The organism is Streptomyces sp. NPDC057280 (assembly GCF_042668605.1).
Lineage (GTDB): Bacteria > Actinomycetota > Actinomycetes > Streptomycetales > Streptomycetaceae > Streptomyces.
Window position 1 is genome coordinate 146,672 of sequence record NZ_JBHUYR010000004.1, and the last position, 15,245, is coordinate 161,916.

At 73.2% G+C, this 15,245-nt stretch carries 12 protein-coding genes and 1 pseudogene; 6 read left to right on the forward strand and 7 right to left on the reverse strand.

The window, feature by feature from the left end; all coding sequences use genetic code 11:
• Positions 1-21: 21 nt before the first annotated feature.
• Positions 22-1,242, forward strand: a complete 1,221-nt coding sequence (locus tag ACFUO4_RS24515; protein WP_383488258.1) for a trans-sulfuration enzyme family protein — start codon at positions 22-24, stop codon at positions 1,240-1,242.
• Here ACFUO4_RS24515 and ACFUO4_RS24520 read toward each other — a convergent pair.
• From ACFUO4_RS24520 to ACFUO4_RS24530, 3 genes are all read right to left on the reverse strand, one after another.
• Positions 1,239-2,645, reverse strand: a complete 1,407-nt coding sequence (locus ACFUO4_RS24520) for a GNAT family N-acetyltransferase (protein WP_383488261.1) — start codon at positions 2,643-2,645, stop codon at positions 1,239-1,241. The two genes, ACFUO4_RS24515 and ACFUO4_RS24520, sit on opposite strands and share 4 nt — an antisense overlap.
• Before the next feature lie 372 nt (positions 2,646-3,017).
• Positions 3,018-4,604: an alkaline phosphatase D family protein gene (locus ACFUO4_RS24525; protein WP_383488264.1), complete on the reverse strand. Its 1,587-nt coding sequence runs from the start codon at positions 4,602-4,604 to the stop codon at positions 3,018-3,020.
• 174 nt (positions 4,605-4,778) lie between these two features.
• Positions 4,779-6,224, reverse strand: coding sequence for a PLP-dependent aminotransferase family protein (locus ACFUO4_RS24530; RefSeq protein WP_383488267.1), 1,446 nt, complete (start codon positions 6,222-6,224; stop codon positions 4,779-4,781).
• Between the two features lie 92 nt (positions 6,225-6,316).
• On the opposite strand from ACFUO4_RS24530, the pseudogene ACFUO4_RS24535 reads away from it, so the two are divergent.
• Positions 6,317-7,153: pseudogene (locus tag ACFUO4_RS24535) on the forward strand (DMT family transporter); the annotation flags it as partial.
• Positions 7,154-7,198: 45 nt separating this feature from the next.
• Here the strand turns inward: ACFUO4_RS24535 and ACFUO4_RS24540 are convergent.
• A complete protein-coding gene (locus ACFUO4_RS24540; RefSeq protein WP_383488270.1) occupies positions 7,199-8,029 on the reverse strand; it encodes an alpha/beta fold hydrolase in 831 nt (276 codons plus the stop codon).
• Between the two features lie 141 nt (positions 8,030-8,170).
• Between ACFUO4_RS24540 and ACFUO4_RS24545 the strand changes: the two genes are divergently transcribed.
• Positions 8,171-9,052 carry an RNA polymerase sigma-70 factor gene (locus tag ACFUO4_RS24545; RefSeq protein WP_383488273.1) on the forward strand — a complete coding sequence of 294 codons (882 nt, stop codon included), beginning with the start codon at positions 8,171-8,173 and terminating at the stop codon, positions 9,050-9,052.
• 242 nt (positions 9,053-9,294) lie between these two features.
• The gene (locus ACFUO4_RS24550) at positions 9,295-10,056 is read left to right on the forward strand and encodes a GntR family transcriptional regulator (protein WP_383488276.1); all 762 of its coding nucleotides are present in this window, start codon (positions 9,295-9,297) and stop codon (positions 10,054-10,056) included.
• A 290-nt stretch (positions 10,057-10,346) separates the two neighbouring features.
• Here the strand turns inward: ACFUO4_RS24550 and ACFUO4_RS24555 are convergent, their stop codons facing one another.
• The 3 genes from ACFUO4_RS24555 to ACFUO4_RS24565 form a co-directional block, all read right to left on the reverse strand.
• A complete protein-coding gene (locus ACFUO4_RS24555) occupies positions 10,347-11,504 on the reverse strand; it encodes an ROK family protein (RefSeq protein WP_383488279.1) in 1,158 nt (385 codons plus the stop codon).
• A gap of 120 nt (positions 11,505-11,624) precedes the next feature.
• Positions 11,625-12,287 (reverse strand): response regulator, encoded by a 663-nt coding sequence (locus ACFUO4_RS24560; RefSeq protein WP_383488282.1) that lies wholly within the window; start codon positions 12,285-12,287, stop codon positions 11,625-11,627.
• A gap of 14 nt (positions 12,288-12,301) precedes the next feature.
• Entirely contained in the window at positions 12,302-13,471 is a 1,170-nt protein-coding gene (locus ACFUO4_RS24565) for a sensor histidine kinase (protein WP_383488285.1), read from the reverse strand.
• 108 nt (positions 13,472-13,579) lie between these two features.
• Between ACFUO4_RS24565 and ACFUO4_RS24570 the strand changes: the two genes are divergently transcribed.
• Positions 13,580-14,500 carry an ATP-binding cassette domain-containing protein gene (locus ACFUO4_RS24570; RefSeq protein WP_383488288.1) on the forward strand — a complete coding sequence of 307 codons (921 nt, stop codon included), beginning with the start codon at positions 13,580-13,582 and terminating at the stop codon, positions 14,498-14,500.
• Position 14,501: 1 nt separating this feature from the next.
• Positions 14,502-15,227, forward strand: a complete 726-nt coding sequence (locus tag ACFUO4_RS24575) for an ABC transporter permease (RefSeq protein WP_383488292.1) — start codon at positions 14,502-14,504, stop codon at positions 15,225-15,227.
• The last annotated feature ends 18 nt before the right edge of the window (positions 15,228-15,245 follow it).

Genomic DNA, 15,245 nt, shown 5'->3' on the forward strand with positions numbered 1-15,245 from the left:
TCGCCCCGGGCGGCCCGGCCGATGTTCACCCTGTCCCGCATGGAGACGACGCCTGTGCCCACCAGAGCCCTGGCCACCGAGGCCGTCCACGCCGGCCGCGACGACCTCGCCCGGCAGGGACTGCACGCCCCGCCCATCGACCTGTCGACCACCTACCCCTCGTACGACAGCCGCGCCGAGGCCGCCCGCATCGACGCCTTCGCCGCCACCGGCGCCGACCCGGACGGCCCGCCCGTCTACGGCCGCCTCGGCAACCCGACCGTCGCCCGCTTCGAGACCGCGCTGGCCCGTCTGGAAGGCACCGAGTCCGCGGTCGCCTTCGCCAGCGGCATGGCCGCGCTGAGCGCGGTCCTTCTGGTACGGGGCTCGATGGGCCTGCGCCATGTGGTCGCCGTCCGCCCCCTGTACGGGTGCAGCGACCACCTTCTCACCGCCGGCCTGCTCGGCTCCGAGGTGACCTGGACGGACCCGGCCGGCATCGCCGACGCCCTGCGCCCCGACACGGGCCTGGTCATGGTCGAGTCCCCGGCCAACCCGACGCTCGCCGAGGTGGACCTGCGCGCGGTCGCCCACGCCTGCGGCACGGTCCCGCTCCTCGCCGACAACACCTTCGCCACGCCCGTGCTCCAGCGCCCGGCGGAACAGGGCGCCCGGCTGGTGCTGCACAGCGCCACCAAATACCTGGGCGGCCACGGTGACGTCATGGCCGGCGTCGTGGCCTGCGACGAGGAGTTCGCGGGCCGCCTCCGCCAGGTCCGCTTCGCCACCGGCGGCGTGCTGCACCCGCTGGCCGGCTATCTCCTCCTGCGCGGCCTGTCGACGCTCCCGGTTCGCGTCCATGCGGCCTCCGCGACCGCCGCGGAACTGGCCCGCCGTCTCGCCGCCGACCCGCGCGTCGCCCGCGTCCACTATCCGCGCATCGGCGGCGCGATGATCGCTTTCGAGGTCCACGGCGACCCGCACGAGGTGATCGCGAACGTCCGCCTGATCACCCCGGCGGTGAGCCTGGGCAGCGTGGACACCCTGATCCAGCACCCGGCGTCCATCAGCCACCGCATCGTGGCAGAGGGCGACCGACGGAACGCCGGGGTGAGCGAGGGATTGCTGCGGATGTCGGTCGGGCTGGAGGACGTAGAAGATCTATGGACGGATCTGAACAACGCCTTGGGCATGATGCCGCTCAGGGGCGCGGGGAACTGCGCGCCCAGCCACAACGAGCCCGCAGCCGCCGTACATCACTAGCCCCTACGACGCTCAGGCGTCCCTGACCCCACCTGTTCCACAGCCCCCTGCACATCCAGCCGCGCAGTGATCACCAGGGTCCCCTCCTCGATCTGATAATCGAGGGGGAGTCCCAGATCCCGCATCGCCGCGACCATCCCGGTGTTGGACGACTGGGTCACCGCGTACACACTCTCGCACCCGGCCTCACCGGCCATCCCCACCAGCCTGCGCAGCAGCTCGCCCCCGATCCCGCGCCGCTGCCACTCGTCCTCGACGAGCAGCGCCACCTCGGTCTCGTCCCCGTCCCACAGCAGATGGCCGAGCCCGACCAGCCGCCCCGACGTGGTCTGAACGGCCAGCGTCCGCCCGAACCGCGGACTGAGCAGGTGGTTCAGATACCGGTCCGCGTCGCCGACCGGTCCGTGATACCGCAGCGACAACGTCCGCGGGCTGCACCGCTCGTGCATCGCCTTCGCGGCTTCCAGATCCCCGATGTCCGCCCGGCGCACCGTGATGTCGTTGCCCTCGGGCAGCGTCAGCACGTCCTGGCTGTGCGGGACGCGCGGTCCGAGGACCGTGTCCAGTTCCACCAGCGCCCGCGCCCGGGCGAACTCGGTCGGGGTGAACGGCAGATACGGCCGCTCCACGGTGATCACTCCGCCTTCCGGTGCCCGCAGCTTCATCACGGTGTCCTCGAGCACCCCTTCCACGGGCACCCCCTCCGGACCCCGGCCCCCTCCGGCCGGTGTGCCGGGCAGCGACCTGATGGTGCACCGGCCCAGCAACTGCCGCAGCGCCAGGGGAAGTTCCGCCGCGTCCAGCGCGGTACGGGTGGCCAGTCCGAGCACCCGTGTCGGCGCGTCGACCAGGTCGTGTGCGTCAGCGCGCTCGATCCACGTACCGGCACCGCCGGCCAGCGCGATCGCCCGGGTGATCTCCGTCGCCGACAGCTCCCCGGGCGCCCGCAGCAGGAACTCGTCCACCGTGCCCTCGGCCAGCGGGTGGGTCTGGAGGCTGAGGATGTCGACCCGGTGGCCGGCGAGGGCCGTGCACAGCGCGGCCAGCGACCCCGGCTCGTCGCGGACCGTCGTCCGCATCCGCCACAGCACGCTCTCCCCGGTGTCGGCGGACGGCCCGGCCTGCGCCTCCATGGAGGGCGGCCGGGCACCGGTATCACTCCCCGGCGGCGCATGACCGTGGCGGCGTGCCCACCATGTGTGGAACCCCGCCGTGGCGACCAGCACGACCGCCGAGGCCAGCAGCAGCTCGGGACCGTCGGGACCGTGCCCGATCAGGTTGGCGACGGCGTCCGCCACCGCGACCGCCGTGAACAGCGCGGCCAGCTCGATGACGTCCCGGCGCCAGTGGTGGACCGGACGTCCGTGCTTCGCACGCGTCACATCAGACATTTCTCGACTCATGCAGCCACTGTGAAGGAAGGGTGTTGCGTGATCACGAACGGTTTGTGACCGGGCGGTAAAGACTGGATCTGGGCTTTATGTCTGATTCCTTACTGTTCCATCACGCCACCGCCGCACCGGCGAGATACGGCAGCTCACCCCGTGCCCCGGAGCGCCGCCCGCGAGGCCGCCGAGCACCAGCGGCAGGGCGCGGCGCGGCATCCCCCAGAGGCGACCCCTGACAATCGGCCCTGACCTGCGAAAGCGCCCTGCGGGAGCGGGAGTTCGGTCGGACGGCCGCGTACCGGGGGATGACGCCAGTACGCGGCCCGCCGTCGAGGGTACGGGAGCCGGCGAGGGGTTATTGACCCGTGCGGCCCGATCCTGCGTCGGTCACTGACCCACGCGGCCCGGCTGGAGCGTCTGTGTGAACAGCACCGTGCCGTCCTGCTCGCGCAGCCGGACCGTCAGCTCGCCGCTGTCGCCGTCGATGTCGACCTCGCCGAAGAACTGGTAGCCGCCCGCGGGGGAGACGTTCGACGCGGTCGGCGCCTTCACGAACACCCGCTCCGGGCCGAAGGTGTTGTCGAGGGCGTTCGCCGGGAAGGCGCCCGCGTTCAGGGGACCCGAGACGAACTCCCAGAACGGCTCGAAGTCCGTGAACGCGGCCCGCGACGGCTGGTAGTGCTGCGCCGAGGTGTGGTGCACGTCGGCCGTCAGCCACACCGTGCCGGTGATCCGCCGGTGCTTGATGTGCCGCAGCAGCTCGGCGATCTGCAGCTCACGCCCGAGCGGCGCGCCCGGGTCACCCTGCGCCACCGCCTCGATGTTGGCCTTGCCCTCGGTGGTGTCCGGCACGACCAGCCCGAGCGGCATGTCGGAGGCGATCACCTTCCACACCGCACGCGACCGCGACAGCTCCCGCTTGAGCCACTCCAGCTGCTCGCGCCCGAGGATGCCCTGCGGGTCCACGGTCTGGTCGTCGGCCGAGTTGGCGTTGCGGTAGGTCCGCATGTCCAGCACGAACACGTCCAGCAACGGCCCCTGCCGCAGCACCCGGTGGACCCGGCCCTCGCGTTTGCCCGTCGGCAGCGTGGAGATCGGGAAGTACTCGCTGAACGCCCGCCGGGCCCGCGCCGCGAGCACATCGACGCTCTTCTCGGTGTAGCGGGTGTCGGTGCTCGCGATGACCTCACCCGGGTACCAGTTGTTGCGCACCTCGTGGTCGTCCCACTGGATGATCGACGGCACCTGGGCGTTGAACCGCCGCAGGTTCTCGTCGAGCAGGTTGTAGCGGAAGTTGCCGCGGAACTCGGCGAGCGTCTCGGCGACCTTGGACTTCTCCTCGGTGGTGATGTTCCGCCACAGGCTCCCGTCGGGCAGCGTGGCGGTCGCCGAGATGGGGCCGTCGGCGTAGATGTTGTCGCCGCTGCACAGGAAGAAGTCCGGGTCGAGGGCGGCCATCGCCTTGTAGATGGTGTAGCCGCCGAAGTCCGGGTTGATGCCCCAGCCCTGGCCCGCCAGATCGCCCGACCACAGGAAGCGCACGCCGTCGCGGCGCCCCGCCGACGCGGTGCGGAAGGTGCCGGAGACCGGCTCGCCGGAACGGCGCGGGTCCTCCGGGTCGGCGAGCAGTACCCGGTAGTGGATCTGCTCACCGGCGGGGAGGCCGTGCAGGCGGGTGGTACCGGTGAAGTCCGTACCGGCGCCGAGCAGGGGGCCGTGCCAGCGGTGGGCGTTGCGGAACGACTCGGTCGCGGACGTCTCGACGATCATCCGCGCGGGACGGTCGGATCTCACCCACACCAGCCCGGAGTGCGCGGTCACGTCTCCGGTCTGCACGCCCCACCCCGCCGCGGGACGCCCCGACAGCGCGAACGCCGGTGCCGCGCCGGCCGCGGCGGGCAGGGTCAGGGCCGCCGACGCGACCAGGGAGCCGCGCAGCACGCTGCGGCGGCCGGGGAACGGACGTTGGGACATGGATGCGCCTCCAGGGACGGGATCCGGCCAGTGTGCGATGCCATGACTACTGGTGCGGCGCAGCGCACACGGAAACCACAAGTGAACAACTGACCGCATGCGCAAAGGAACGGGCGTTTCGAGACCCTCCGCGCAGACGGAGCCCGCGCGTGTACGGCTCTCAGCTCCGGGCCGTCACCCGGACCCCGCCTCGGCCATCAGCCGTACGCCCTCACGGATGCGCGCGGGCGACAGGTGCGCGTAGCCGACCACGAGCCGCACCTCCGCCGAGTCACCGGTACGCGCGTGGGCGCACGCCGACAGCGGGCGTACGGCCACCCCGGCCGCGGCCACCCGGGTGAGGAAGCGTTCCTCGGGCCCGTACCGCCGCGGCAGTGTGGCGATGACGTGCAGCCCGGCGGCGATCCCGGAGACGTGTGAGCCGGGGAAGTGCTCCTCCAGCGCGGCCACGAACGCGTCGCGTCGCTCGCGGTAGGCGTGCTGGCAGCGGCGCAGCTGACGGTCGTAGTCGCCGCGCTCCACGAACCGGGTGAAGGCCGCCTGGTCGAGGGTGGGATGACCGAGGTCCATGGTCCGCTTGCGCTCGATCACCTCGTCGGCGAGCCCCTCCGGTACCAGCAGCCAGCCGAGCCGCAGCCCCGGGGCGAGGGACTTGCTGACCGAGCCCGCGTACGCCACCCGCTCCGGGTCGAGGCCCTGGAGCGCGCCGACGGGGGCGCGGTCGTAGCGGAAGTCGCCGTCGTAGTCGTCCTCCAGGAGGTACCCGTCCACGGAGCGCGCCCAGTCGAGGAGTTCGGCCCGGCGCCGCGCGGAACAGGCGATGCCGGTCGGGTACTGGTGGGCGGGCGTCGTCACGACCGCCCGTACGCCGGACGCCCGCAGCGCCTCCGTGGCGATGCCCTCGCCGTCCAGCGGGACGGGCACCGGGGCGACGCCCGCCGCCGCGTAGAGGGCGTCGTGCTGCGGGCTGCCGGGATCCTCGACGCCCACCGTGCGCAGCCCGCGCGCGTGGAGCGCGAAGCCGAGCAGGGTCGTCGCCTGGGCCACCCCGGAGACCACCACGATCCGCTCCGGATCGGCGACCACGCCCCGGCGGCGCGCGAGGAGTTCGGCCAGCGCGGTGCGCAGCCTGGGCAACCCGCGCGGGTCGGGATAGCCGAGCTCGTGGTGCGGCAGCTCCGCCAGCACCGCGCGCTGGGCCGCGGCCCAGGCGGTCCGGGGGAACAACGACAGATCCGGGGTTCCGGGCACGAAGTCGGCCCGGGCGCCCGCCGGCCGGGGCGCGAGGTCACGCGCGCGGGGCGGTGCGGCCCGTACGGCACCTCCCACCCAGGTCCCCGCGCCCCGGCCGCTGCGCAGATACCCCTCCGCCGTCAACTGCTCGTACGCCTCGGTGATCAGCCCCCGCGACACCCCGAGGTCCGCCGCCAGATCGCGGCTCGACGGCAGCCGGGTCCCCGGCGCCAGCCGCCCCGACCGCACCGCCTCCCGCAACGCGGCCTGCAACGACCGGCCACGCGCGCGTGCGGGTGCGGAAGCCGCCGGGAGCAGCACCTCCCAGGCGACCGAGCCCTCCCGTCCGCCCGAGGCCGGCCCCGGCCCCGCCTGCTCTACGTCCACGCCCCGCTCCCCGCACCCGTTCCGATTGGTCCCCGATCGCGTCCCACAAATGGACCTTAAACCGGACCGCCCCGCTGCCTAGCGTCGCTCCCATGAACGCCACCACCACGCGCGGAGCGCTGCTCGCCGCGTTCGCCTGCGTCCTCGTCGGCGCGTCCTTCACGGCCAACAGCAAGCTCGGCGACTACCCCTACGCGGGCGGCCAGTTCCTCCGCTACGGGCTGGCCTGTCTGCTGCTCCTGCCCCTCGCCGGGCGGGACGCCCCCGCCCGGCTGCGGGCGCTCGGGCCGCGCTCATGGGGCCGTCTCGCGCTGCTCTCGGCCGTCGGCATGGTCGCGTTCAACATGGCCGTCATCGCCGCCGAACGGACCGCGGAACCCGCCGTCCCGGGCGTCTTCGTCGGCTGCGCGCCCGTCGTGGTCGCCGTCGTCGTCCCGGCGCTCGACGGCCGCAGACCACAACGCCCGGTCCTGCGCGGGGCGTTGCTCGTGGCCCTCGGCGCCTTCACGGTCCAGGGCTGGGGGCGCACGGACGCGACCGGGATCGCCTACTCCGTGTGCGCACTGGCCGGTGAGGTCGGCTTCGCGGTCCTCGCCGTGCCCGTCCTGCGTCGCCTGGGGCCGCGGCTGCTGTCCGCCACGGTGTGCGGTGTCGCCGCGGCCGAGTGCCTGGCGGCCGGGCTCGTCCTGGACGGCACGGCATGGCTGCGCCGGCCCACCGGTACCGAGGCCGCCGCCCTGCTGTGGCAGGCGGCGGTCGTCACGGTCGTCGGCTTCGTGTGCTGGTACATGGGCATGCAGCGGATCGGCGCGGAGCGCGCCACGCTGTTCTCCGGCCTCATCCCGGTCGCCGCGGCCTGCACCGCCCCGCTCGTCGGCACGGGCGCCTACGGGGCCGCCCAGGCCGTCGGCAGCGGCCTCGTGGGCGCCGGAGTCGCCCTGGGGTCAGGGGCGTTCACCAGAACCAGGAAGACGTCAGCGGCTGCCGTCCAGGATCACGCGGGCGACGAGCGCCGGGTCGTCGCTCATCGGGCAGTGACCGCAGCCGGGCAGCCGCACGAGGCGGGCCTTGGGGATGATCTGCTTGGCACGGACTCCCTGGCGGCGCAGCAGGAGCCGGTCCTTGCTGCCCCAGGCCACGGTGACCGGGACACCGGGGATGTCGTCCGTGAACCGGACGGAGCCGCCCGCCCGCAGGGTGTCGGCGAAGCCCGTCGCGTTCACCAGCGCGAGCGTCTCGGCGACGACGGCCTCGGGTGAACGGCGGCCCGGACGGGCGTAGATGGTGCTCGTCAGCGCGGTCCGGCCGGCCGCCGACCGCGACAGCCGCTCGACCAGGGGGAGCGGCATCCGCTGGGCGATGCCCCGCATCGCGAGCAGCACGGAGAAGGCGTAGCGCCGCTCGGCCTCCGACCAGAAGCCCGCGGGAGACAGCGCGGTGACGGACCGTACGAGCTTCTCCCGGCCGAGTTCCAGGGCGAGCAGACCGCCGAGCGAGTTGCCCGCCACGTGCGGCCGGTCCAGTTCCAGTTCGTCGCAGAGCGCGCCGAACACGGCGGTCGTGGTGGCCAGGTCGTAGGAGAGCCCGTCGGGCAGGCCCGGAGAGGCGCCGAAGCCGGGCAGGTCCACGGCGATCACGTCGCGTTCGGTGGCCAGGATGTCCACGACCGGGTCCCAGGCCTGCCGGTGGTGGCCGATGCCGTGCAGCAGGAGCAGCGGCTCGCCGCTGCCCACGCGCGCGTAGTCGACGGTCACGGACCGCGGGCCGTGCGGGGAAGGGACCTTGAACGAGACGGTTGCGGCCATGTGGGTGTGCTCCTCGTCTGGGGCTCGCTGACGGACGCTGATGGACAGCTTGTCAGCAATTACTACCGACGGGTAGCCCGTTTGGGTCGGTCCCCCTGGTTCCGCCTGGACAGCGCGGGGTGCGTCGGATGGGATGGAACGGTGAGTACCGACACCGTGACCGATGTGTTCGAAGAACACCGCCCCGTCCTGCTGGGAGTGGCCTACCGCATGCTGGGGCGGGTCGCCGACGCCGAAGACGTCGTCCAGGAAGCCTGGTTGCGCTGGGCCGGAGCCGACCGGGACGACGTGCGCGAGCCACGCGGCTACCTCGTGCGGATCACGACCCGCCTCGCCATCGACCGGCTCCGCCAGATCAAGGCACGCCAAGAGGCCTACGTCGGTCCGTGGCTGCCGGAGCCGTACGCCACCGACTTCGGGGACGTCGTCCCGGACACCGCGGAGCGGGCCGTGCTCGCCGACTCCGTCTCCCTCGCCGTCCTCGTCGTCATGGAGTCCCTCTCCCCCCTGGAACGCGCGGTGTTCGTGCTCCGGGAGGCCTTCGGATACCCGTACGCGGACATCGCCGCCATGCTGGAGCGCGAGGAGCCCGCGGTGCGCCAGCTCGCCGGACGGGCCCGCAAACACGTCGAGGAACGCCGGCCCCGCTACGAGGTCGACCCCGTCCAGCGCCGGGACCTCACCGCACGCTTCCTCGCCGCCGCCGCGGAGGGCGACCTGGAGGGACTCATGTCGATGCTGGCCCCGGACGTCCGCCTCGTCGGCGACAGCGGCGGCAAGTCCAGGGCCCCGCTGCGGGTCCTGGAGACGGCGGACCACGTCGGCCGGTTCGTCGTCGGTGCCGCCCGCAAGGGCGTCACGGACCTGACCTGGCACTTCGTGGAGGTCAACGGCGGCCCCGCGGTGCTGATGCTGTCCGGCGGCAAGCCCGACTCGGTCTTCCAGGTGGACATCGCCGACGGCCGCATCCAGTCCGTCTACATCGTGCGCAACCCCGACAAGCTGCAATCGCTTTCCGCCTAGCGACGCCGACACCCGAAGCCCCCGTCCCGTGCGACGGGGGCTTTGCCGCGCTGTCACGAACACCGCCCGGTGCGAACGCTTCATGAACGCTCCGCGGCGGCTTCCCTGTGAGCGCCGGGAGGGATCGAGGATTGGTCTTGACCAAGGGTGGGGGCCGCCCTATGGTCGCAGAGAAGTGCAACAACCTTTAATAAACAAGGGCGCTAAAACGCCGCCGGACCACGGCGATTGCGGAGGACAGGGTGGGGACCACGCAACTGGAATCGGTGCCGGAACCGAAGTACTGGCATCTCAAGACCGTGCTCAGTGAGGCCTTGGACTCCGAGTTCTCCGTGGGCGAGATCCTGCCCAACGAGCGAGACCTCGCCGCCCGCTTCGGCGTCGCCCGTGCCACGCTCCGCCAGGCCCTCGAACAGCTCGAACTGGAAGGCCGCCTCCAGCGCCGCCGCGGGGTCGGTACGACGGTCGCGCCGCCGCGCGTGGGGGTCGCCGTCGGCACCGAGCAGCACGCCTGGCCGGGCACCGCCACCGACGCCTGGCAGCTCGCCGACAGCGCGCTGGAGGCCCCGCCGGCCGCCGTCGCCGCCGCGCTGGAGACCGGCCCCGAGGACGTCGTGCACGTCGTGCGCCGCTCCCGGATGACCCACGGCCAGCCGGTCGCCGCGGAACTGCTCTACGTCCCGCAGTCGTCGGTGCCCGAGCTGTCGGGCATCGACACCCCCTCCGGGACGGCACGCGCGCGTGCGGTGCTGCGGGAGCTGCAGCGCCTGGAGCTGGAGGGGCAGGACAGCGCGGTCGAACTCGGCTCGGCCCGCGCGGACGACGCCAAGCAGCTGGACCGCCTGCCGGGCGCCCCCGTTCTCGTCGTCACCACGCGCTTCTTCGCCGGGGGCCGCACCGCCGCGCTCTCCGTCGCCACGTACCGCGCGGACACCTGCCGGCTGACCTTCGGCGACTCCGGCGGCGTGGAGATCCACCAGCACCCGGAACGCCAGGCGTCCTGACCGCCGCCACGGCCGGCGCACCACCTGCCTCGCGCCCCGGAGCAGCTCCGGGGCGCGAGGTGTGTCGGCGGCGGGACACCGGATCGCTCATCCGCGCTCCACCAAATCGGCCATCCGCGCTCCACCGAATCGGCCATCCGCGCTTCACCGAATCGGTCAGCGGCGCTTCACCGAATCGGTCAGCGGCGCTTCACCGAATCGGTCAGCGGCGATACGCGCTCGCTCAATGGCTCCACGCCGCCTCGGTCATGGGCGATACGCGCTCGCTCAATTGCTCCACGCCGCCTCGGTCAGCGCCGCGCGGTCACCGTGCCCTCCACGGCGAACAGCTGCTCCTCCACGTGGTCCAGGGCCAGTCGCAGCGCGCCCGTCGCCACCGCCGCCTCGCCCAGGAGCGACAGGGTGACCTTCGGCGGCCGCAGACAGTAGCGCGCCAACTCCCGGCGCAGCGGCTCCAGTACGCCGTCCAGACCGGCCGCCCAGCCGCCGATCACCACCAGCTCAGGGTCGAGGGCGAGCGCGAGCGCGGCCACGTCGTGGACGAGCCGCTGGATGAAGCGCTCGACGGCCGCGCGGGCCCGCTGGTCACCCTCGCGGGCCTGCGCGAAGACCTCGGCGACCGCCTGCTCGTCGAGCGGGTGCAACGGCTCGTCCGTGGTGGACAGCAGCGTCTCCGGCGTCACCTCACGGCCCAGCAGATGCAGCGCGCCGATCTCACCCGCCGCCCCGCCGAACCCCCGGTGCAGCCGCCCCCCGATGAGCGATCCCGCGCCGGGACTCAGCCCGGCCAGCACGAACACCACGTCGTCGGACTCGGTGGACGCGCCCTTCCAGTGCTCGGCGACCGCCGCGGCATTCGCGTCGTTCTCCACCAGCACCGGGCACTTGAAGGACCGGCTCAGCCGCTCGCCCAGCCGCAGCCCCGTCCACTCCGGCAGCGCGGCGCACAGCCGCACCGTGCCGTCCGCCTCCACGATCCCCGGCGAGGCCACCCCCACGGCCCGCAGCGAGCCCCGTGACACTCCGGCCCGGCGCAGCAGCTCGGCCACCGCGGTCCGCAGCCGCTCCAGCCGCTCGTCGGCGGGGGCCGACTCGGCCACGTCCTTCGCCACCGCGCCGAGCACCCGGCCGTCCAGGTCCGACAGGAGCGCGGCCACCCGGTGCGAGCCGATGTCGAGGCCCAGCAGATGACCGGCCTCGGCCCGGAACCGGAACCGCCGCGCGGGCCGCCCCTGACGCCGTACGACGCTCTCGTCCGCGGCTTTCTCGACGACGTACCCGGCCTCGATCAGTCCCTCGACCACGCCCTCGACCGTCGGCCGGGACAGGCCCGTCACCCGGGTGATCTCGGTGAGCGTCGCGCAGTCCGTGGCGCGCAGCGCGTGCAGCACCACCGCGGAGTTGATCCTCCGCAGCAGCGAGGGATCCCCGCCGGTCAGCCGCCCCACCGTCCGTCCTCCCAGCTAGTGCGCGTGTTGGGCGGATCGTACTCGGCACGGCGGACCCCGGCGAGCGCGGGGACGCAGAGATCGCTTGCTGCCCCGATCGGGTGCCGCGCGCCGCCGCGGTCAGCCCGGCGCCACGAAACCCGACTCGTACGCCGCGATCACCGCCTGCGTGCGATCCCGCGCCCCGAGCTTGGCCAGGACGGCGCTCACATGGGACTTCACCGTCTCCGTCCCCACCACGAGCCGCTCGGCGATCTCCGCGTTCGACAGCCCGCGCGCCATCAGCCGCAGCACCTCCGCCTCCCGCTCGGTCAGTTGCGCCCGCTGCATCGCCGCGCGGGCCACCCGGTTCCCGCCGCCCTCGCCGTACTCGGCGGCGAGCTGCCGCACCGACGCCGGGAACAGCAGTGACTCGCCCTCGGCGACCAGCCGCACCGCGTGCACGATCTCGGCCGGCCGCGCCCGCTTCAGCAGGAACCCGTCGGCCCCGGCCCGCAGCGCCTCGTACACGTACTCGTCGTTCTCGAACGTCGTCACCACGAGGATCTTCGGCGGCTCCGTCACCGTCCGCAGCACCGCGCGCGTGGCCTCGATCCCGTCCAGCAGCGGCATCCGTACGTCCATGGCGACCACGTCCGGCCGCAGCTGTCGCACCAGCGGAATCACCGCCGCCCCGTCCGCGGCCTCCCCGACCACCTCGATGTCGGGCTGCGCCTCCAACACGGCCCGCAGACCCGCGCGTACGAGGGGTTCGTCGTCGACGAGGAGAACGGTGACCGGCATCCGGCCAGCGTAGATCAGCGCGCCGGCAGCTCTACATGCACCTGCCAGTCACCCTGGTCGGGCCCGGTGTGCGCCCGTCCGCCGAGCAGGGTGGCGCGCTCGCGTATCCCGCGCAGCCCGCTGCCTCCGCCGGGCCCGGCTGTGTCGGCGGTGAGCGGATTGCGGACCTCCAGGACGAGCGTGCCGTCGGCCACCGCGACGCGGACCCGGACGGGGACGGCGCCCGCGTGCCGCAGCACGTTGGTCAGCGACTCCTGGAGGATGCGGTAGCCCTCGCGGGAGACCGGACCGGGGACGGTGTCCAGGGGGCCGGTCATGTCGACGTCGACCTTGGCGCCCGACACCCGGGCGGACTCCAGCAGCCGGTCGGCGTCGGTCAGAGTGGGACGGCTGCCGGCCGGGCGCTCCGACTCGCGCAGGATGCCGAGCACGCGCTCCAGGTCCTCCAGGGCGGCCCGGCCGGTCTCCTCGATGGCCTCCAGGGCGCGGTCCGTGAAGGCCGGGTCGGCCGCCGCCCGCGCGGCGCCCGCCTGGACGACGGCGACGGTGAGGGCATGGCCGATGGAGTCGTGCAGTTCCCGGGCGATACGGGTGCGCTCCAGCAGCTGTTCCGTGCGCTCCTCCAGGGCGGCCAGGCGGTCGGCGGGGGAGGGGCCGAGGAGGCGGTGGGCGAGCGCGGTGATCAGGTGACCCGAGCCGACCACGGTGGCCGCCAGGACGACCAGCGCCGGGAGCACCAGCAGGGCGTGCCACCAGTGGTGGCCGTCGAGCACGAACAGCACTCCCTCGTCGGCGTCGCCGCCGAACGGGGACAGCGTCAGATCCACCGACGCCAGCAGGAGTTGGGCGGTGAACATCGAGGTCGCGCAGCCCAGCAGCAGTCGCGCCTCCAGCCACAGGACCACCCGCCCCCGGTCGCCCCAGGACGCGGACGGCGCGACGACGATGTCGATGCCCTCGCTGTCGTGCCGGTGGCCGGTCAGCAACAGTCTCGCCTGCAGACCCTCCACGGTCCGCATCGCCGGCACCAGCCCGGCCGGGGCGAGCACCACACCCGCCACCACCCAGGTCCACCAGGCCTCCTCGATGAACAGCCACATCGCAGGCCACACGATCGCGATGTACAGATGCAGCAATCGTGTGTACGTCACCGCCCGACCGAACGGGCGCAGCAAGCGGGCCATCGCGTCATCGTGCCAGCCGCCACTGACAGCGAACCTCCCCCGCACGGGGGAGACGATCTCCACCCGCGGGGGAGGCCCCGCCCCACCCCCGACAGCCAGGCTGCTGTCATGACCAGCATCGAAGTCCACACCCTCACCAAGGAGTTCGGCACCCGGCGAGCCGTGGACGACCTCACCTTCACGGTCCGCCCCGGCCGTGTCACCGGTTTCCTCGGCCCCAACGGCGCCGGAAAGTCCACCACCATGCGGCTCGTCCTCGGCCTCGACCGGCCGACCTCCGGCACCGCCACGGTCGGCGGCCGCGCCTACCCCACCCTCCAGGAGCCGCTGCGCCACGTGGGCGCCCTGCTCGACGCGCAGGCCGCGCACGGCTCGCGCACCGGCCGCGACCATCTGCGCACCTTGGCCGCGAGCAACCGCATCCCGGACCGCCGCGTGGACGAACTGCTGGAGGAGACCGGCCTCGCCCCGGCGGCCCGGAGCCGGGTGAAGACGTACTCCCTGGGCATGCGCCAGCGGCTCGGCATCGCGGCCGCCCTGCTCGGCGACCCCGAGGTGGTCATGCTCGACGAGCCCTCCAACGGGCTCGACCCCGAAGGCATCATCTGGATCCGCGAGTTGCTGCGCAGGCTCGCGGGGGAGGGACGCACGGTCCTCGTCTCCAGCCACCTGATGAACGAGACCGCCTCCTTCGCCGACCACCTGGTCGTGCTCGGCCGAGGCCGGCTCCTCGCGGACACCCCGATGCGGGAGTTCATCCACGCGCGCGTACAGCCGACCGTACGCGTCCGCACCACGGACCCCACCGCCCTCCAGGCGGTCCTCGCCGCGCACGGTCATGACGCCGCCGAACACGAGGACGGGCACTGGAGCGTGCGGCACGCACGCGTGGACGACATCGGAGCCCTCGCCTCCGCCGCCGGCGTCCCCCTCCTCGAACTGGCAGCCGAGGAGGGCACTTTGGAGCAGGCCTATCTGGACCTCACCGCCACCGAGACCGAGTTCACCGCACAGCCGCAGGAGGCCTGAGATGCCGTTCGTTCCCGTCCTCCACGCGGAGTGGCTGAAGATCCGCACGCTGCGCTCCCTGCTCGGGGCGCTGTCGGCGCTGTTCGCGGCGACCACGGCGTTCTCCGCGATCGCCGGCGTCTCCGACACCTCCGACCCCGACTTCGACCCGCTGTTCATGGCCCTGTCCGGCGTCATGCCCGGCCAGATCGCCGCGATCTCCTTCGGCGCCATGGCGGTCTCGTCGGAGTTCCACGGGGGTGGACTCCGGCTCTCCCTCGCCGCGGTGCCGCAGCGGGGGCGGTGGTTCGCGGCCAAGCTCACCGCCGTCGCCGTACCGGCCCTGCTGGTGGGCCTGGTCACCGCCGTCGCCGCCCTCGTCGTCGCCCGCGCGGGCCTCGGTGAGGCCGCGAGCGGACTCAGCGCGGGCGAACAGATCCGCGGCGTCGTCGGCTGCGGCATCTACCTCATGTTGATGGCCCTGTTCGCGGCCGGGCTCGCGGCGCTGCTGCGCAGCGGGGTGGGCGCCCTGTCGCTGCTGATCCCGTTCATCCTCGTCGTCTCGTTCGTGATCGGGGACGTGTCCGGAGGCGTCACCGACTTCATGCCCGACCGGGCGGGCCAGATCGTGCTGTACGAGACGTACGACGGGCGGTTGGGGCCGTGGTCCGGGCTGGCGGTGACCGCATTGTGGACCGCGGCGGCGATCGTCGCGGGTGCCTGGAGCGTGCGGCGCAGGGATGCCTGACGGCACACCAGTTGTCAG